The sequence below is a fragment of the Haloactinopolyspora alba genome (assembly GCF_003014555.1).
Lineage (GTDB): Bacteria > Actinomycetota > Actinomycetes > Jiangellales > Jiangellaceae > Haloactinopolyspora > Haloactinopolyspora alba.
Map to the genome: position 1 here is coordinate 218,054 of NZ_PYGE01000006.1, position 15,523 is coordinate 233,576.

Genomic DNA, 15,523 nt, shown 5'->3' on the forward strand with positions numbered 1-15,523 from the left:
TGCGCTGACTCGTCGCATCGCCGGACCCCTAAGCGTCGCGCCGGCGGCGTCGCACCGCCGCGGCGAAGGCCTCTCCCCGCGCGGAGTAGTCGGTGAACATGTCCATGGACGCGCACGCGGGAGCCAGCAGGACGGTGTCGCCCGCCTCGGCCATCCCGGCCGCGGCGTCGACGACGTTCGCCATGGTCTCGTCCACAGGTTGATTGTCGATGCCGGACATCGCTATCACCGGGACATCCGGTGCGTGTCGCGCCAGCGACTCCGCGATGCGTGCCTGGTCGGCGCCGATCAGCACGACGCCGCGCAGCCGGTCGCGGACCTGGCCGACGAGCTCGTCGAACTCGGCGCCCTTGGCCAGGCCGCCGGCGACCCACACCACCGGCTCGTAGGCCAGCAGGGACGCCGCCGCCGCGTGCGGGTTCGTCGCTTTGGAGTCGTCGACGTAGTCGACCCCGGCGATGGTCGCCACGGCCGCGATCCGGTGCGGGTCGGGCTCGAACGCCCGCAGCCCGTCGCGGACCGCGCTCTGCGCGACACCGGCCGAGCGTGCCAGCGCGGCCGCCGCGAGCGCGTTGGCCACGTTGTGCGGCGCCTGCGGGTACACGTCGGACACCGACGCCAGCTCCGCGGCCGACGTCTGCCGCTCGGCGACGAACGCCCGGTCGACCAGCACGTCCTCGACGACGCCCACCATGCCCACGTCGGGCACGCCGAGCGTGAAGCCGACGGCGCGGGCGCCCTCGGTCACGTCGGCGTCGCGGACCATCCGCTCGGTCGCGGGGTCGGCGGCGTTGTAGACGCAGGCGTGCTGCACACCGGTGAAGATGCGGGCCTTGTCGGCTTCGTACGCCTGCACCGAGCCGTGCCAGTCGAGGTGGTCCGGTGCGATGTTCAGCACGGCGGCCGAGTGCGCGGCCATGGTCCGCGTCCAGTGCAGCTGGTAGCTCGACAGCTCCACCGCGACGACGTCGTGCCCGGCCGGGTCGAGCACGGTGCCCACGATCGGGTCGCCGACGTTGCCCGCGGCCGCCGTGCGCAGGCCGGCCGCGCGCAGCATGGCCGCGAGCATCCGCACCGTCGTGGTCTTGCCGTTGGTGCCGGTCAGCACCAGCCACGGCGTCGCCGGGTCACGCAGCCGCCAGGCCAGCTCCACCTCGCCCCACACCGGCACGCCCGCGTCCGCGGCGGCACGCAGCAACGGCGCGTCCGGGCGCCAGCCGGGCGAGGTGACGACGAGGTCGGTGCCGGCCGGCAGCGCCGCCGTCGACCCCGCTCCGAGGCGCACGTCGACGTCGAGCATCGACAGGATCGTGCCGCGCTCGCGCTCGGCGTCGCCGTCGCGCTCGTCCACGACCGTCACCCGGGCGCCGAGCTGCATGAGCGCGTCGGCGGCCGCGTATCCGGACACGCCGAGCCCGGCGACGACGGCCGACACCTGCGGCCACGGGCTGGACCGGTCGGCACGGTCGAGCCACGGCACTGCCCCGGTCACGATCCGGCCACCCACTCGGCGTAGAAGACTCCGAGGCCGAGGACGACGAACATCCCGGCGATGATCCAGAACCGGATGACGATGGTCACCTCGGCCCAGCCCTTGAGCTCGAAGTGGTGCTGCAACGGCGCCATCCGGAACAGCCGTTTGCCGCCGGACAGTTTGAACCAGCCCACCTGCAGCATCACCGACAGCGTGATCAGCACGAACAGCCCGCCGAGCAGCACCAGCAGCAGCTCGGTGCGGGTGGTGATGGCCAGGCCGGCCAGCGCGCCGCCGAGGGCGAGCGAGCCGGTGTCGCCCATGAAGATCTTCGCCGGGGACGCGTTCCACCACAGGAACCCGAAACACGCACCCACCAGCGCCGCCGACACGACCGCGAGGTCCAGCGGGTCGCGTACCTCGTAACAGCTCGGCCCGGGCGCCACGCCACAGCTCTGGTTCAGCTGCCACACGCCGATGAGCGTGTACGCGCCGAACACCATCACCGCGGCGCCGGTGGCCAGCCCGTCCAGCCCGTCGGTCAGGTTCACCGCGTTGGAGAACCCGGAGATCATGAACAGCGCCCACAGAACGAACACGACCGCCGGCAGCACCCACGGCGTGTCCCGCAGCACCGACAGCGCCTGCGACGCGGGGGTGTAGCCCTGCCCGTCCGGGAAACGGATGGCCAGCACCGCGAAGATCACGGCGATCGCCACCTGGCCGGACATCTTCGCCCGGCTGCGCAGGCCGAGGCTGCGCTGTTTGGAGATCTTGATGTAGTCGTCCAGGAAGCCCACCACGCCCAGCCCGACCACCAGGAACAGCACCAGCGCGCCGGACACGCTGGGCATGGACAGCCGGACGAGGTGCGCCACCAGGTAGCCGAGCACCGCCGCGACGATGATCACCGCGCCGCCCATGGTGGGCGTCCCGCGCTTGGTGTGGTGACTGGTGGGGCCGTCGTCGCGGATCAACTGCCCGTAACCGCGTTTGACCAGCAGCCGGATCGCCAGCGGCGTGCCGAGGATCGAGGCGACGAGCCCGACGACCCCGGCGGTGAGGATCGAGATCACGAGGCGCCTCCCGCGTCGGCACCGCCTCGGCCGGTGGCCAGCCGGTCGCCGAGATGACGCAGTCCCGCGTCCCGTGAGGACTTCAGCAGCACCACGTCGCCGGCGCGCAGCTCACGCTCGAGCAGCTCGTACGCGGCGTCCGCGTCGGGCACCGCCACCGACTCGCCGTCCCAGGACCCCTCCAGCGACGCGCCCTGGTGCACGGCTCGCGCGCCCTTTCCGACAGCCACCAGCCGGGACACGTTCAACCGGACGGCGAGGCGGCCGATGGCGTCGTGCTCGGCAGCCGACGAGTCGCCCAGCTCGAGCATCTCGCCGACGACGGCCCAGGTGCGCCCCGCCTCGGCATCCGCCCGGGGCGCCATGGTGGCCAGCGTCTTCAACGCGGCCCGCATCGACTCCGGGTTCGCGTTGTACGCGTCGTTGACGACGGTCACGCCGTCGGGCCGCTCGGTGACCTCCATGCGCCAGCGCGACCGCGCCTGCGCGCGTCCCAGCCGCGCGGCGATCTCGCTCGCGGGCGTGCCGAGCGCATGCGCGACGCCGGCCACCGCCAGCGCGTTGCTCACCTGGTGCTCGCCGACCAGCCGCAGCGTCGTCTCGGCGCTGCCCTCCGGCGTGACCAGCGTGAACGAGGCGCACCCGGAGGGGCCCAGCCGGACGTCCTCGGCGCGGATGTCGGCGTGCACCGACTCGCCCACCATGAGCACCCGGGCGAGCGTCGCGTCGGCCATCCGGCGCACCACCTGGTCGTCGGCATTCAGCACGGCGGTGCCCTGCGCGGGCAGCGCGGTGACGAGCTCGGACTTGGCCCGGGCGATCGTCTCCCGGTCGCCGAACTCGCCCAGGTGCGCGCTGCCGACGTTGAGCACGACGCCGATGTCCGGCGCGGCGATGCCGCACAGGTAGTCGATGTGCCCGACGCCGCGCGCGCCCATCTCGACGACGAGCGTGCGCGTGGTGTCGTCGGCGCGCAGCACGGTCAGCGGCACGCCGACCTCGGTGTTGTAGGAGCCGGGCGGCGCCACCAGCGGACCCCGCGGCTCGAGGACCTGTGCCAGCAGGTCCTTGGTGGTGGTCTTGCCGGACGAGCCGGTCACCCCGACGACGGCGAGCCCCTGGGTCGCGTCGTCGCCCCGGCCGGCCTTCAGCCGGTCGACCACCGCCCGGGCGAGTGCGCCGAACGCGCGCTCGGTGTCGTCGACGAGCACCGCCGACACGCCGACCGGGCGGCTCGCCAGCACCGCGACGGCGCCGGCCTCGACGGCCGTGGCGGCGTAGTCGTGCCCGTCACGCTCCTCGCCGGCGCGGGCCACGAACACGCCCCCGGGCTCCACCTCGCGCGAGTCGACCACGACCGGACCGGTCACCTGCCGCCCCGGGTCGGGCACCGCGTCCAGGGTCCCGCCGGTGGCCGCGGCGAGCTCGGCCAGCGTCATCGCGATCACCGTCGGCTCACCTCACTCCGCCGGCGCAGCTCCGAACGGAGCACGTCTCGATCATCGAATGGGTGCACGGCGCCTGCGATCTCCTGCCCTTGTTCGTGCCCTTTGCCGAGGACGACGACCACGTCGCCCGCGTCCGCCGCCGCCACCGCCGCCCGGATCGCCTCGCGGCGCCCGCCGACCTCGACGATGTCGCCGGCGCGTGCGTGCGCTGCGCCGCGCGCACCCGCGAGCACCGCAGCCCGGACCACCGCGGGGTCCTCCGAGCGGGGGTTGTCGTCGGTGACCACCACGACGTCGGCTCCACGAGCCGCCGCGGCGCCCATGAGCGGCCGCTTGTCACGGTCGCGGTCACCGCCGGCGCCGACGACGACGATCAGCCGTCCGGCCGGCGGCAGTGACCGCAGGACATTGTCGACGGCATCGGGGCTGTGCGCGAAATCGACCACCCCGTGCGGCACCGACGGGTCCTCGACCTGCACCGGCTCCATGCGGCCGGGCACGCCGTCACAGCCCGCGACCCCCTCGACGGCGGCCTCCGGCCGCACCCCTCCCGTCAGCGCCATGACCACCGCCAGCGCGGCGTTGGTGACGTTGAAGTCCCCCGGGATCGGCACCCGCAGCCCGAGCCGCTGCCCGTCCGGGCCCGCCAGCACCGGGAGCGCGCCGTGGCGGTCGAGCGTCCAGTGCGGCTGCGCCGGCGCCGACTCGTGCCGGTCCCGGGACGGCGCGGCCACCGCCTCGTCCGCGACCCCCGCCGTCCCCTGAACGATCCGCGTCGTCGGGATCAGCTGCCGGGCGGCGAGCCGCCGCCCGAACTCGTCGTCGGTAACCACCACGCCCCGCTCGGCGTGCTCGGGCGTGAACAGCCGCGCCTTGGCCTCGAAGTAGTCCTCGATGTCCGGATGGAAGTCCAGGTGGTCCTGGGTGAGGTTGGTGAACCCCACCACGTCGAACACGACGCCGTCGACCCGCCCGAAAGCCATGGCGTGGCTGGACACCTCCATGGCGCACGCGGTGACGTCCTGCTCGCGCATCAGGGCCAGCAGCGCGTGCACGTCGGTGGCCTCGGGCGTCGTGCGTACGCTGTCGAGGCGTTCGCCGCCGATGCGGGTGCCCACCGTGCCGATCACACCGGTCCGGTGCCCGGCCGCGCGCAGCGCCGCCTCCACGAGATAGGTGGTGGTCGTCTTCCCGTTCGTCCCGGTGACGCCGAGCACGAGCAGGTCACGGGCGGGCTGGCCGTAGACGTGCGCGGCGACCGCGCCCATGCGCGCACGTGGGTCGTCGACGATCACGACGGGCACCGCTCCGGCCTGCGCGCCGGCGCCGGCCGCGTCCGCGGCGCCGGCGGGGTCGGTGATCACGGCGGCCGCCCCGGCACCGATCGCGGCGGCGGTGAACCGCGCTCCGTGCGTCTGTGCGCCGGGCAGCGCCATGTACAGGTCACCGGGCCGCACCTGGCGGGAGTCGTGCGTCACGCCGGTGACGACGGCGTCGCCGGCGTCCTCGGGCAGTCCCGTGGGGACGGGCAGTCGCGCCGCGGCGACGACCTCGGCGAGCCGGCGCGGCGCGACGTGACGGGGACGGAGTCCGGGACGATCGGGCACGACAGAGCAATCTACTCGGTCATTCGGCGAACAGTGGCACCTGCGGGGCCTCGGTGCCGGACGGTGCCACACCACCCTGCTCCAGTGCGAATCGCATGATGTCCGAGAACGCCGGGCCGGCCAGGCCGCCGCCGGAGTTGCCGTTCGTCGGCTCGAACAGCGACACCACGACGACGTACTGCGGGTCGTCCGCGGGCGCGAACCCCATGAACGACGAGTTGTAGTCGGCGTAGCAGCCGCACTCGGGGTCGACGCGCTGCGCGGTGCCGGTCTTGCCCGCGACCCGGTACCCCTCGACGCGCGCGGGCTCCCCGGTGCCGTCGTCGCCCATCACCGCCTCCATCATCCTCGTCACGTCGGCGGCGGTCTTCTCGCTGATCACCCGGCGGGTGGCACCGGGCTCGACGGGGGTCTGCTCGCCGTCGGGGCCGATGGTGGCGGCCACCAGCCGCGGATCCCCCCGGACGCCACCGTTGGCGATGGTCGCGTAGGCCGAGGCCATCTGCACCGCGCTCACCGAGACGCCCTGCCCGAACGCGATGTTGTCCCGGGTGAGATCCGACCAGTCCTCCGGCAGGATGCCGCCGGTCTCGGCGGGCAGGCCGAGGTCGGTCGGCTCGCCCAGTCCGAACTCTTCGAGGTAGTTGCGGAACGTGTCCTTGTCGAGATCCTCGGCGGCGAGCACGGTGCCGACGTTGCTGGACTTCGCGACGATCCCCGCCAGCGTCATCCGGTCGGCGCCGTGACCGTAGTAGTCGTGGATGGTCTCGCCGCTGCGCTCGATGTGGTCCGGCACCGTGTAGACGGTCGACGGGTCGGCCAGGCCCTCCTCGATCACGGCGGACATGGTCAGCGGCTTGAACACCGACCCGGGCTCGTACGCGTCCTCGACCGCCTTGTTGCCGCGGTGCTCCGCGTCGGTCTTGCCCGGCTCGTTCGGGTCCAACGCCGGGGTTCCGGCCATCGCCACGATCTCCTGCGTGTCGACGTCCATGACCACCGCCGCCCCGTCGGCCGCGCCGGCGTGCTCGACCGCCCCGGCCAGCGCCTGCTGGGTGAACCACTGCACGTCCCGGTCGATGGTCAGCCGCAGCCCGGTACCGGGAACCGGTTCCTGGACGTTGTTCTCCGCGCTCGTCGGGATCCGCTGCCCGGACGGGCTGTACTGGTACGACGCCTTGCCGTCGGTGCCGGCGAGGGTGGAGTTCATGGCCTGCTCGAGCCCGGTCAGACCGGTGCCGTCGGCGCCCAGCACACCGACGATGTTGCCGGCCACCTCCTCGGACGGGTAGTCGCGCGCGGCCGAGTCCTCCGGCGTGATGCCGGCCAGCCCGAGCGCCTTGATGTCACGCCAGGTGGCACCCGGTACGCCCTTCGCCAGGTAGATGAAGCGGTCGTCGCCGGTCAGGTCCTCCTGCAGCGTCCCGGCGTCGACGTCGAGCAGCTTCTCGAGCTGCAGGGCGTACGCGGCGGGATTGGTGACCTGCGTCTGGTCCACGACGACGTCGTAGGCCTCCGCGGTGTCGGCGAGCACGGCGCCGTCGCGGTCGACGATGTCGCCGCGCTCGGCCGGGATGGTGTTGATCTCGCGCCCGATGTCGCTGGCGGTGGCGGCGTAACTGGACGCGTCCAGGCCCTGCAGCTGGATCAGCCGGCCCCCGAACAGCGACAGCACCACGCACACGCCCACCAGCGCCACCCGCAGCCGCTTGCGCGGATCGGCGAGCTGAACCGGGCGCGGGGGCCGCTTCGGCTTCGGCGGCCGCTTCGGCTTCGGCGGCTGCTTCGGCTTCGGTGTCTGCCTGGGGCTCGACGCCGCCCTCGGCTTCGGCGCCTGCTTCGCTTTCGGCGCCTGCTTCGAACTCGACGCCTTCGGCCCGGATGCCGACTTCGGTCGCTGCGGCGCGGCCGCCGCCCGCGCGGTTCGGCTCGTCGCCGCCGACGGGCCGCGCCGGCTCGAGGTCGTGCCCGATGCCGGCGCACGCTCCGGAGTCCGGCGCTGTTTGGTCGTGCCGGACCGGCTGCCCCTGGCGGAGTCGGACGCGGTCTCCTGCCGTTCCGGGTCGCGGGCTCGCCGGCCGGATGTCGCGGAGCCGCCGGCCGACCGGCCACGCGCCGACGACGGACGGGTGCCGCCGGCAGGGCGTTTCGCCTTGGCCGCCCCCGACCCTGCGGACTTCCCGGTCGCCGGGCCAGCGGACTTGGCGGCCCCCTGACCTGCGGGCTTACCCGTCCGCGGACCAGCAGGCTTGCTCGTCCGCGGACCGGCCCCGGTCGTCCCCCCACGGCCGGAGTTCGCCGTCCCCGCGGCCTTGCCGGTGCGCGAACCCGGACCGCGACTCTGCGACGCCATCAGTTTCCACCCCCGGAGGCCTCCGCACCCGACGCTCCGGTGGATCCGGCGGACCCGGCGGCTCCGAGCTCCAGGAACACCGGATCGTCCGCCGGCACCATTCCGAGCCGCCGGGCCTGCTCGGCCAGCGCATCCGGCGCGGAACGCTCGGCGACCCGTTCGGCCAGCGTGGTCTGGCGGTCACGCAGTTCGGCGGTCTCCGCCTGCAGCTCCTCCAACTCGAACGAGCCCTGCTGCAGCGCCGTGTTCAGCAGCAGCAGTCCGATCAGCCCGACACCGAGCACCAGCAGCACCAGCACGACGAATGGCGCGCGCGGCATCCGGTTGGCTCCGGTCGGCACGCTGCGCAGTGTGGGCCGCCGGGGCGCGGACGAGCGCGCACGCTCGGTGGCCACGGCGCGTTCGGCGCTCATGCGGCACCTCCCGCGATGCGTTCCACGGCTCGCAGTCGCGCCGACGCCGCTCGCGGGTTGGCGGCGACCTCGTCCGCGGTGGGCTCGTCCGACCGGGTCAGCAGCTTCAGGATCGGCTTGTGCTCGGGCAGCTCGACGGGCAGCCCGAGCGGCGCCGTACTCGACGCGCCCGCGGCGAACGCCCGCTTGACCAGCCGGTCCTCCAGCGAGTGGTACGAGAGCACGACCGCACGGCCCCCGACGGCCAGCGCGTCGATGACCGCCGGTAGCGCCCGCTCCAACGTCGCCAGCTCGCCGTTGACCTCGATCCGCAGCGCCTGAAACGTCCGCTTCGCCGGGTGCCCGCCGGTGCGGCGGGCGGGTGCGGGCACCGTGTCCCGGACCAGCGCGACCAACCGGGCGCTGGTGGTGAAGGGCTCTCGTGCACGCTCTCGCACGACGGCACCGGCGATCCGTGCGGCGAAGCGCTCCTCGCCGTAGGCGCGCAGCACATGGGTCAGCGCCCGCGTGTCGTAGGTGTTCAGCACGTCCGCCGCGGTGATGCCCGAGGTGCGATCCATGCGCATGTCCAGCGGCGCGTCCCGGGAGTAGGCGAAGCCGCGTTCGGCCTCGTCGAGCTGCAGCGACGAGACACCAAGGTCGAGCAGGACGCCGTGGACCCGGTCGATGCCGAGCTCACCGAGAACCTCGGCGAGCTCGTCGTACACCGCGTGGACCGAGGTGAACCGGTCGCCGAAACGCCGCAACCGCACCCGCGAACGCTCCAACGCGTCCGGGTCCCGGTCGATGCCCACCAGCCGGGCGCCGGGGCTGCGCTCGAGGATGGCCTCGGCGTGCCCGCCCATGCCCAGGGTCGCGTCGACGACCACTCGCCCGTCCGCTTCCAGACTCGGCGCGAGTAGGTCGACGACCCGATCGAGCATCACCGGAACGTGTGCGGCGTCTTCGCCGCTGTGCTCGGTCATCGACACCCCCGTGTCTCGTGCCGCCCACGACGTCCGGGCACCGCGTCGGGACGTCGTGTCCGCGCCGTTCGTGTCAGCCACTGAGTCCGCCGCTCGCCGTCGATCGCGTCCGTCGCCTCTCGTCCGTTTCCCTCGGTGCTGTCCGTACGACCAGGTCCCCGCCCGCTCGGGCTTGCCAGCTCCGGCTGCTTGGCACCGGGGAAGGTGCGCCAACCAGCCATGAGCGGCCGGAGACCTCGCCGTACGCACATGCGAGACGTGCCCTGCGGCGGGTCAGAAGATCCCGGGCAACACCTCCTCCGAGATGTCGGCGAACATCGGCTCCTTCTCCGCCTGGTAGTCCTCCCAGGCCTGCTCGGACCAGATCTCCACCCGGGTCATGGCACCGACGACGGTGCACTCGCGCTCGAGGCCGGCGTACGTGCGCAGCCCCGGCGGGATGGTGATGCGGCCCTGCTTGTCCGGGACCTCGTCACTGGCGCCCGCGGCGAGCATGCGGGCGAAGTCCCGCGTGCCCTTGTGCGTGAACGGTGCCGCGCGCAACTGCTCGGTGAACCGCACGAACTCGGCGCGCGGCCACACGTAGAGGCAACGCTCCTGTCCGCGTGTGATCACGACACCCTCCGCCAGCTCGTCCCGGAACTTCGCCGGGAGGAACAGCCGGCCCTTGTCGTCCAGCCGGGGCGTGTGGGTGCCGAGAAACACGGCCCACCTCCCCGCTGTCCGAACGGATCCTCCGTGTCCCCACGGGCGAACCCATCAGACCGCCTGTACTCCATTGCCCGCCACTGTACTCCACTCTCCCCCACTTGCAACCACAATCGCCCCAGAAGCCCCCCATGGCGCTCCCCAGCGGACCTCCGGGAAGCACTCGACCCCGTTCACCCGGTGCGCACGTGATCGCCCGCGTCCCGACGCCGGAAGTGATCCGGTGCCCATCGGGTCGATCCGAGATGATCGATCCGCCGCCACCCGTCTCCTGATCGGCCACTGCCGGAGGCTGCGATGAGCAGGGAGCACGCACCCGAAACGGCGCGGAACCCCGCGATCACCGGAACCGGCGCGTGGTGCGCGCGCTCCGTGCCGACATAGGCTTCTCCGCAACAGCTCGAAGGTCCGGCAGCAACGTGTGAGTCGCGAGGCACGTCAGAATGGACGGGGTGGGGGTTGTGCCGAATGGTCGGCGACCAGCCGGGTACGCCTCAGTGAGGTCGGGGAGCAATTGGGAGGAAATGTGGCTGAACCGTTGACCAACAGCCGGCACCAAGCGGTACCGAGCCCTGATCATCCGGTGCCCGAACTGGCCCTCCCTGACCTCGCGGACACGACCAGCCGCATCCAGGCCGCCATCGGCTCGGTCATCGAGGGCAAGCCCGAAGTCACCCGGCTCGCGCTCACCGTGTTGCTGGCCGAGGGGCACATCCTCATCGAGGACGTGCCCGGGGTCGGCAAGACGATGCTGGCCAAGACCGTCGCGCGCGCGGTCGACTGCACGGTCCGCCGGATCCAGTTCACGCCCGACCTGATGCCCAGCGACGTCACCGGCGTCTCGGTGTTCAACCAGGAGACCCGCGAGTTCGAGTTCAAGCCCGGTGGGGTGTTCGCGAACATCGTCGTCGGCGACGAGATCAACCGGGCGTCACCCAAGACCCAGTCCTCGCTGCTCGAGTGCATGGAGGAGCACCAGGTCACCGTCGACGGCACGACCTATCCGCTCGAGGCGCCGTTCATGGTGGTCGCCACCCAGAACCCGATCGAGATGGAGGGCACTTACCCGCTGCCCGAGGCCCAGCGCGACCGGTTCATGATGCGGCTTTCCATGGGGTACCCGTCGACGGCCGACGAGATCGACATGATCGACACCCACGGCGCCAACCTCGGGCTCGATCCGCTCGAACCGGTCACCGACGCCGCCCACGTGCACAAGCTCATCCGGCTGGTCCGCGAGGTCTACGTCGCCGACGCCATCAAGGAGTACGCGGTCGCGATCACCGCCGCGACCCGGACGTCGCCGGACCTGCGCCTGGGCGCCTCCCCGCGCGCCACGCTGCACCTCGTCCGCGCGGCGAAGGCCTGGGCCGGTCTGGACGGGCGCGAGTACGTACTGCCCGACGACCTGCAGGCGCTGGCCGTGCCGGTGCTCTCGCACCGGCTGCTGCCGACGGCGGAGGCACAGATCGGCCGCCGCGACGCTGCCGACATCGTCGCGGGCATCGTCCAGCAGGTACCACAGCCGGATCCGTACGACGGAAGGTAGGGCGGCTGGGTGAACGACGCGTTGTCCGGATTGAGCCGACGCGGCTGGGTCTTCGTGACGATCGGCGCCGGCACGTTGCTCGCCGCGGTGCTCGCCGGCGAACGGGACCTGCTCCGTGCCGGAATTCTCCTGCTGCTGATCCCGCTGATCAGCCTGGTCGTCGCACTGCGCAGCCGGGTGCGGCTCAGCGCGACGCGCCACGTCGAGCCTCCGCGGGTCGGTGTCGGCGAGCCCGCCACCGTCCACCTGGAGATCTCCAACCGGGCACGTATCCCCACCGGCGTACTGCTCGTGGAGGACGGGATCCCGTTCACACTGGGCACACGGCCGCGGTTCGTTCTCGACCACGTCTGGTCGCGGTTCCGGCGGGACGTGACCTACACCGTCCGGCCGGTCGTGCGCGGCAAGTACGACGTCGGCCCGCTCACCGTCCGGGTCACCGACCCGTTCGGCATGGTGGAGCTCAACCGCGCGTTCAGCGACGTCGGAACGCTGATCGTCACCCCGCAGGTGCACCGGCTGCCGCCGGTACGTCTGGTCGGCGAGTGGAGCGGCAGTGGGGAGAGCCGCCCGCGCGCCATCGCGAGCGCCGGAGACGAGGACGCCACCATCCGCGCCTACCGCACCGGTGACGACATGCGGCGTGTCCACTGGCGCGCCACCGCGCACCACGGCGACCTCATGGTCCGCCGCGAGGAACAGCCGTGGCAGAGCCGCGCCAGCGTGCTGCTGGACACGCGCGCCGCCGGGCACGCCGGCGAGGGCGTGGACTCCTCACTCGAGTGGGCGGTCAGCGCGGCGGCGTCGGTCGGGGTGCACCTGTCCGAACGCGGCTACGCCGTCCGCCTGGCCACCGACCACGGGGCCGCCGTCTCCGCATCGTGGCACGACGCGGCCGCGGGCTCCGCCGACGCCCGGGTGTCCCTGCTCGACGCTCTCGCCGTGGTCACCCCGCAGCGAGACGCTTCCGTCGGACGCTGGCCCGACCTGCTCGCCGGAGCCGAGTCGGCGACCGGGCTGCTCGTCGCCGTCATCGGCCACCTCGACGAGCAGGAGGCGCACATCGTCGCCGGCATGCGCCACGGTTCCACGTCCGCGCTCGCGGTCGTCCTCGACACGATGTCGTGGACGTCGATGGCCGGCAGCGAGCGTGAACAGGTCCGGCTCACCCGCACCGTGCAGGCGCTGACCAGCGCGGGCTGGACCGTCATCACCGCGCGCCGCGGCGACCACGTCACCGGCCTGTGGGAGCGCCTCGGCCTGCAGGTCCCGGCGCCCGGCGAAACCGTCACCGACCAGGCCACGGAAGGGGCGGCATGAGCGGATACGCACAGGCACCGGCTTCCGGGCAGGGCGACGGTAGCGGCCCGACCGCACGCGGTCCGCTCCTCCGCGAGGGATCGCCGGCGCGTCCGGCCCTCGTCGCCGCCCTCGCGGCCCTGGTCTCGGTGCTGCCGCTGATGCACATCACCGAGACCAACTCCTGGCTCACCGCCGCCGCCGTGGCCGCCGCCGCCGTCGTGGGATGCGGTCATCTGCTACGGCGGCTGGGTGTGCCACGGCTGTTCCTGCCGGTGGTCCAGCTCGCGGTGCTGACGTTGTGGTGTGGCGTGCTCGTCGCCGGCGACGTCGCACTGCTGGGTTTCGTCCCGACGCCCGAATGGGCGACACGTCTGGTGGACGTGTTCAACGAGGGCACCGAGGTCATCACCACCTACGTCGCACCCGTCCCGGTTCCGCGTGGGCTGCTGCTGATGCTGGTCGGCGGCGCCGGGCTGGTGGCGCTGCTCGTCGACCTGATCGCGCTGTCGATGCGACGGGTGGCGCTGGCCGGCGTCCCGCTCGCCGCGTGCTACACCGTCGCCGCCAGCGTCACGCCCGAAGGGCTGGCGTGGTGGTGGTTCGTACCGCCGGCCGGCGCGTACCTGGCGCTGCTGATCTCGGAGGGACGCGGCCGGGTCGCGGCGTGGGGCCGTTCGGCGAGCCCGTCGGCGGCGCACTCCGGAATCCCCGAGACCGACTCGCTGGCCCGGAACGGCCGGCGCGTCAGTGCGGTCGCGCTGACCGTCGCGGTGGCCGTGCCAGGAACCGTCCCCGTGCTGACCGACGGCGTGCTCGGCGGCGGACGTGGCGGCGGGGGCGGTGGCGGGCAGACCATCCGCACCGACAATCCGATCGTCGACCTGCAGCGCAACCTGCAACGCCCCGAGAACGTCGACGTCCTGACCTACCGCTCGTCCGCCGACGAGCCGCAGTACATCCGCACCGTCGCGCTCGACGTGTTCGACGGCGAGGAGTGGAAGACGTCCCAGCGGCCGGTCCCCGACTCCGTCGACAGCGGACTGCCGCGCCCGCAGGGCCTGGAGATCTCCGAGGTCCGCGCCGTCGACTACGAGATCGAGGTCACCGACAACTACAGCTCGCGCTGGCTCCCGCTGCCGTATCCGCCGCGGGAGATCGACATCGAGGGCGACTGGCGCTACCACGCCGGGACGCTGGACGTCGTGTCACCGGACGACGACGTCCGGGGGATGAGCTACTCGGTGCGCGGGCTCACCATCGAGCCCAGCGTCGAGAGGCTGCGCTCGGCCGGCGAGCCCGGCGACGAGCTCGACCCTATGCTCGAACTGCCCGACGGGCTCCCAGACATCGTCACCGAGTACGCGCGCTCCGTCACCGACGGAGCCGAGACCGACTTCGGCCGCGCCGCGGCGCTGCAGGAATGGTTCCGCTCCGACGGCGGGTTCATCTACGACATCGAGTCACAGCCCGGGCACTCCGGCTCCGCGCTGGCGGACTTCCTGACCGACCGGCGCGGGTACTGCGAGCAGTTCGCCGCCAGCATGGCGCTCATGGCCCGCGCGCTCGGCATCCCCGCACGGGTCGCCGTCGGCTTCACCTCCGGCGACTACCAGGGCGACGCCACCTGGCTGGTCCGCGCCCACGATTCGCACGCCTGGCCGGAGCTCTACTTCGAGGGCGTCGGCTGGGTCCGGTTCGAGCCCACGCCCGCGCAGCGCTCCGGCATGCCGCCGGACTGGACCTTCGTCCCGGCCGAGACCCCGACGACGAGCCCGACGACCGCTCCTTCCGAGCCGGCCCCTCAGCCGTCGGCGTCGGAGCCCGGCACGACGCCCGAGGACGACCTGAACGCCGGCGCCGCCGGGGGTGGCGACACGCCCACGCCGCCATGGTTGCTCGTCCTCGTCGCGGTCGTGCTGGCGGCAGCCTTCTTCTGCACCCCGTGGCTGTATGCGCGGCTCGGCCGCGCGTGGAGGTGGCAGCAGGTCCCCGCCGACGACCCGGTGGCGGCGGCCGAGGCCGCCTGGACCGACCTGCGTGAAGCGGTGCTCGACTCGGGCATGGCCTGGGACCGCACCCGGACACCTCGGGTCATGGGCCGCCGGCTGGTGGTGGACGCCGAACTCGACGAGGACGACCGTGAGCCGCTGCGGCGGCTCGTCATCGCTGTCGAACAGGCCCGGTACGCGCCGGCCGCACCGCCCGTGCAGTCGTTGCGCTCCGACGCCGCTCAGGTGCGCCGGCGGCTGCTGGGCGCGGCGAGCGGCGCCGATCGTGTACGTGCGTTCCTCATGCCGGCCCGGTTGCGTGCCGCCGCGGCCGCCACGAGCCGTGCCCTGACGGACGGGTTCGACTGGCTGGACGTGGCCGGCGAGCGGACCCGCGTCGCCGTGAGCCGCCGGATGCCGCGCGCCGCACGGCAACGGGACTGAGAGCACGGCACCAGGCTGACCAGCGGGCACGTGGGCGCGAGAAGCTGACCGGCGGCGCGGCTGTGTGATCCGCGGCGTGGTGCACCTGACCACCCGCACAGCGTGGTGCTACCGGATCACCGCGGAGCGTCGTGCCACTGATCAGCGCGGTGAGCGCAGCGCCGTACGGTCAGGCCGTGTAGTAACCCCGGGTGAC

The 15,523-nt window shown here is 72.9% G+C and carries 11 protein-coding genes; 3 read left to right on the forward strand and 8 right to left on the reverse strand.

Going from position 1 to position 15,523, the window contains the following annotated elements; genetic code table 11:
• Positions 1-28: 28 nt before the first annotated feature.
• From murD to mraZ, 8 genes are all read right to left on the reverse strand, one after another.
• On the reverse strand, positions 29-1,492 hold the full coding sequence (gene murD / locus CLV30_RS10935) for a UDP-N-acetylmuramoyl-L-alanine--D-glutamate ligase (protein WP_240723205.1): 1,464 nt from the start codon (positions 1,490-1,492) through the stop codon (positions 29-31).
• Positions 1,489-2,550 carry a phospho-N-acetylmuramoyl-pentapeptide-transferase gene (mraY, locus tag CLV30_RS10940; protein ID WP_106537226.1) on the reverse strand — a complete coding sequence of 354 codons (1,062 nt, stop codon included), beginning with the start codon at positions 2,548-2,550 and terminating at the stop codon, positions 1,489-1,491. Before mraY ends, murD begins: the two co-directional genes overlap by 4 nt.
• On the reverse strand, positions 2,547-3,998 hold the full coding sequence (locus CLV30_RS10945; protein ID WP_106537227.1) for a UDP-N-acetylmuramoyl-tripeptide--D-alanyl-D-alanine ligase: 1,452 nt from the start codon (positions 3,996-3,998) through the stop codon (positions 2,547-2,549). The genes mraY and CLV30_RS10945 overlap by 4 nt, the downstream gene beginning before the upstream one ends.
• Positions 3,995-5,605, reverse strand: a complete 1,611-nt coding sequence (locus CLV30_RS10950) for a UDP-N-acetylmuramoyl-L-alanyl-D-glutamate--2,6-diaminopimelate ligase (protein WP_205740595.1) — start codon at positions 5,603-5,605, stop codon at positions 3,995-3,997. The genes CLV30_RS10945 and CLV30_RS10950 overlap by 4 nt, the downstream gene beginning before the upstream one ends.
• A gap of 19 nt (positions 5,606-5,624) precedes the next feature.
• Positions 5,625-7,958 (reverse strand): peptidoglycan D,D-transpeptidase FtsI family protein, encoded by a 2,334-nt coding sequence (locus CLV30_RS10955; RefSeq protein WP_106537228.1) that lies wholly within the window; start codon positions 7,956-7,958, stop codon positions 5,625-5,627.
• On the reverse strand, positions 7,958-8,371 hold the full coding sequence (gene ftsL / locus CLV30_RS10960) for a cell division protein FtsL (protein ID WP_205740596.1): 414 nt from the start codon (positions 8,369-8,371) through the stop codon (positions 7,958-7,960). Before ftsL ends, CLV30_RS10955 begins: the two co-directional genes overlap by 1 nt.
• Positions 8,368-9,336 (reverse strand): 16S rRNA (cytosine(1402)-N(4))-methyltransferase RsmH, encoded by a 969-nt coding sequence (gene rsmH / locus CLV30_RS10965; protein WP_106537285.1) that lies wholly within the window; start codon positions 9,334-9,336, stop codon positions 8,368-8,370. The genes ftsL and rsmH overlap by 4 nt, the downstream gene beginning before the upstream one ends.
• Positions 9,337-9,609: 273 nt before the next feature.
• Positions 9,610-10,041, reverse strand: coding sequence for a division/cell wall cluster transcriptional repressor MraZ (gene mraZ / locus CLV30_RS10970; protein ID WP_106537229.1), 432 nt, complete (start codon positions 10,039-10,041; stop codon positions 9,610-9,612).
• 595 nt (positions 10,042-10,636) lie between these two features.
• On the opposite strand from mraZ, the gene CLV30_RS10975 reads away from it, so the two are divergent.
• Genes CLV30_RS10975 through CLV30_RS10985 form a run of 3 tightly spaced genes read left to right on the forward strand, consistent with a single transcriptional unit; the run spans position 10,637 to position 15,327 of the window.
• Positions 10,637-11,593 (forward strand): AAA family ATPase, encoded by a 957-nt coding sequence (locus CLV30_RS10975; RefSeq protein WP_420841972.1) that lies wholly within the window; start codon positions 10,637-10,639, stop codon positions 11,591-11,593.
• A gap of 9 nt (positions 11,594-11,602) precedes the next feature.
• Positions 11,603-12,913 carry a DUF58 domain-containing protein gene (locus CLV30_RS10980; protein ID WP_106537231.1) on the forward strand — a complete coding sequence of 437 codons (1,311 nt, stop codon included), beginning with the start codon at positions 11,603-11,605 and terminating at the stop codon, positions 12,911-12,913.
• Complete coding sequence (locus CLV30_RS10985; protein WP_106537232.1) at positions 12,910-15,327, forward strand: transglutaminase TgpA family protein; 2,418 nt, start codon at positions 12,910-12,912, stop codon at positions 15,325-15,327. The genes CLV30_RS10980 and CLV30_RS10985 overlap by 4 nt, the downstream gene beginning before the upstream one ends.
• Positions 15,328-15,523 lie beyond the last annotated feature (196 nt).

What these genes read in the sequence shown, in the direction of transcription:
- CLV30_RS10985 (WP_106537232.1), top strand. Translation starts at nt 12,910, where the DNA reads ATGAGCGGATACGCACAGGCACCGGCTTCCGGGCAGGGCGACGGTAGC.
- rsmH (WP_106537285.1), bottom strand. Translation starts at nt 9,336, where the DNA reads ATGACCGAGCACAGCGGCGAAGACGCCGCACACGTTCCGGTGATGCTC.
- ftsL (WP_205740596.1), bottom strand. Translation starts at nt 8,371, where the DNA reads ATGAGCGCCGAACGCGCCGTGGCCACCGAGCGTGCGCGCTCGTCCGCG.
- CLV30_RS10955 (WP_106537228.1), bottom strand. Translation starts at nt 7,958, where the DNA reads ATGGCGTCGCAGAGTCGCGGTCCGGGTTCGCGCACCGGCAAGGCCGCG.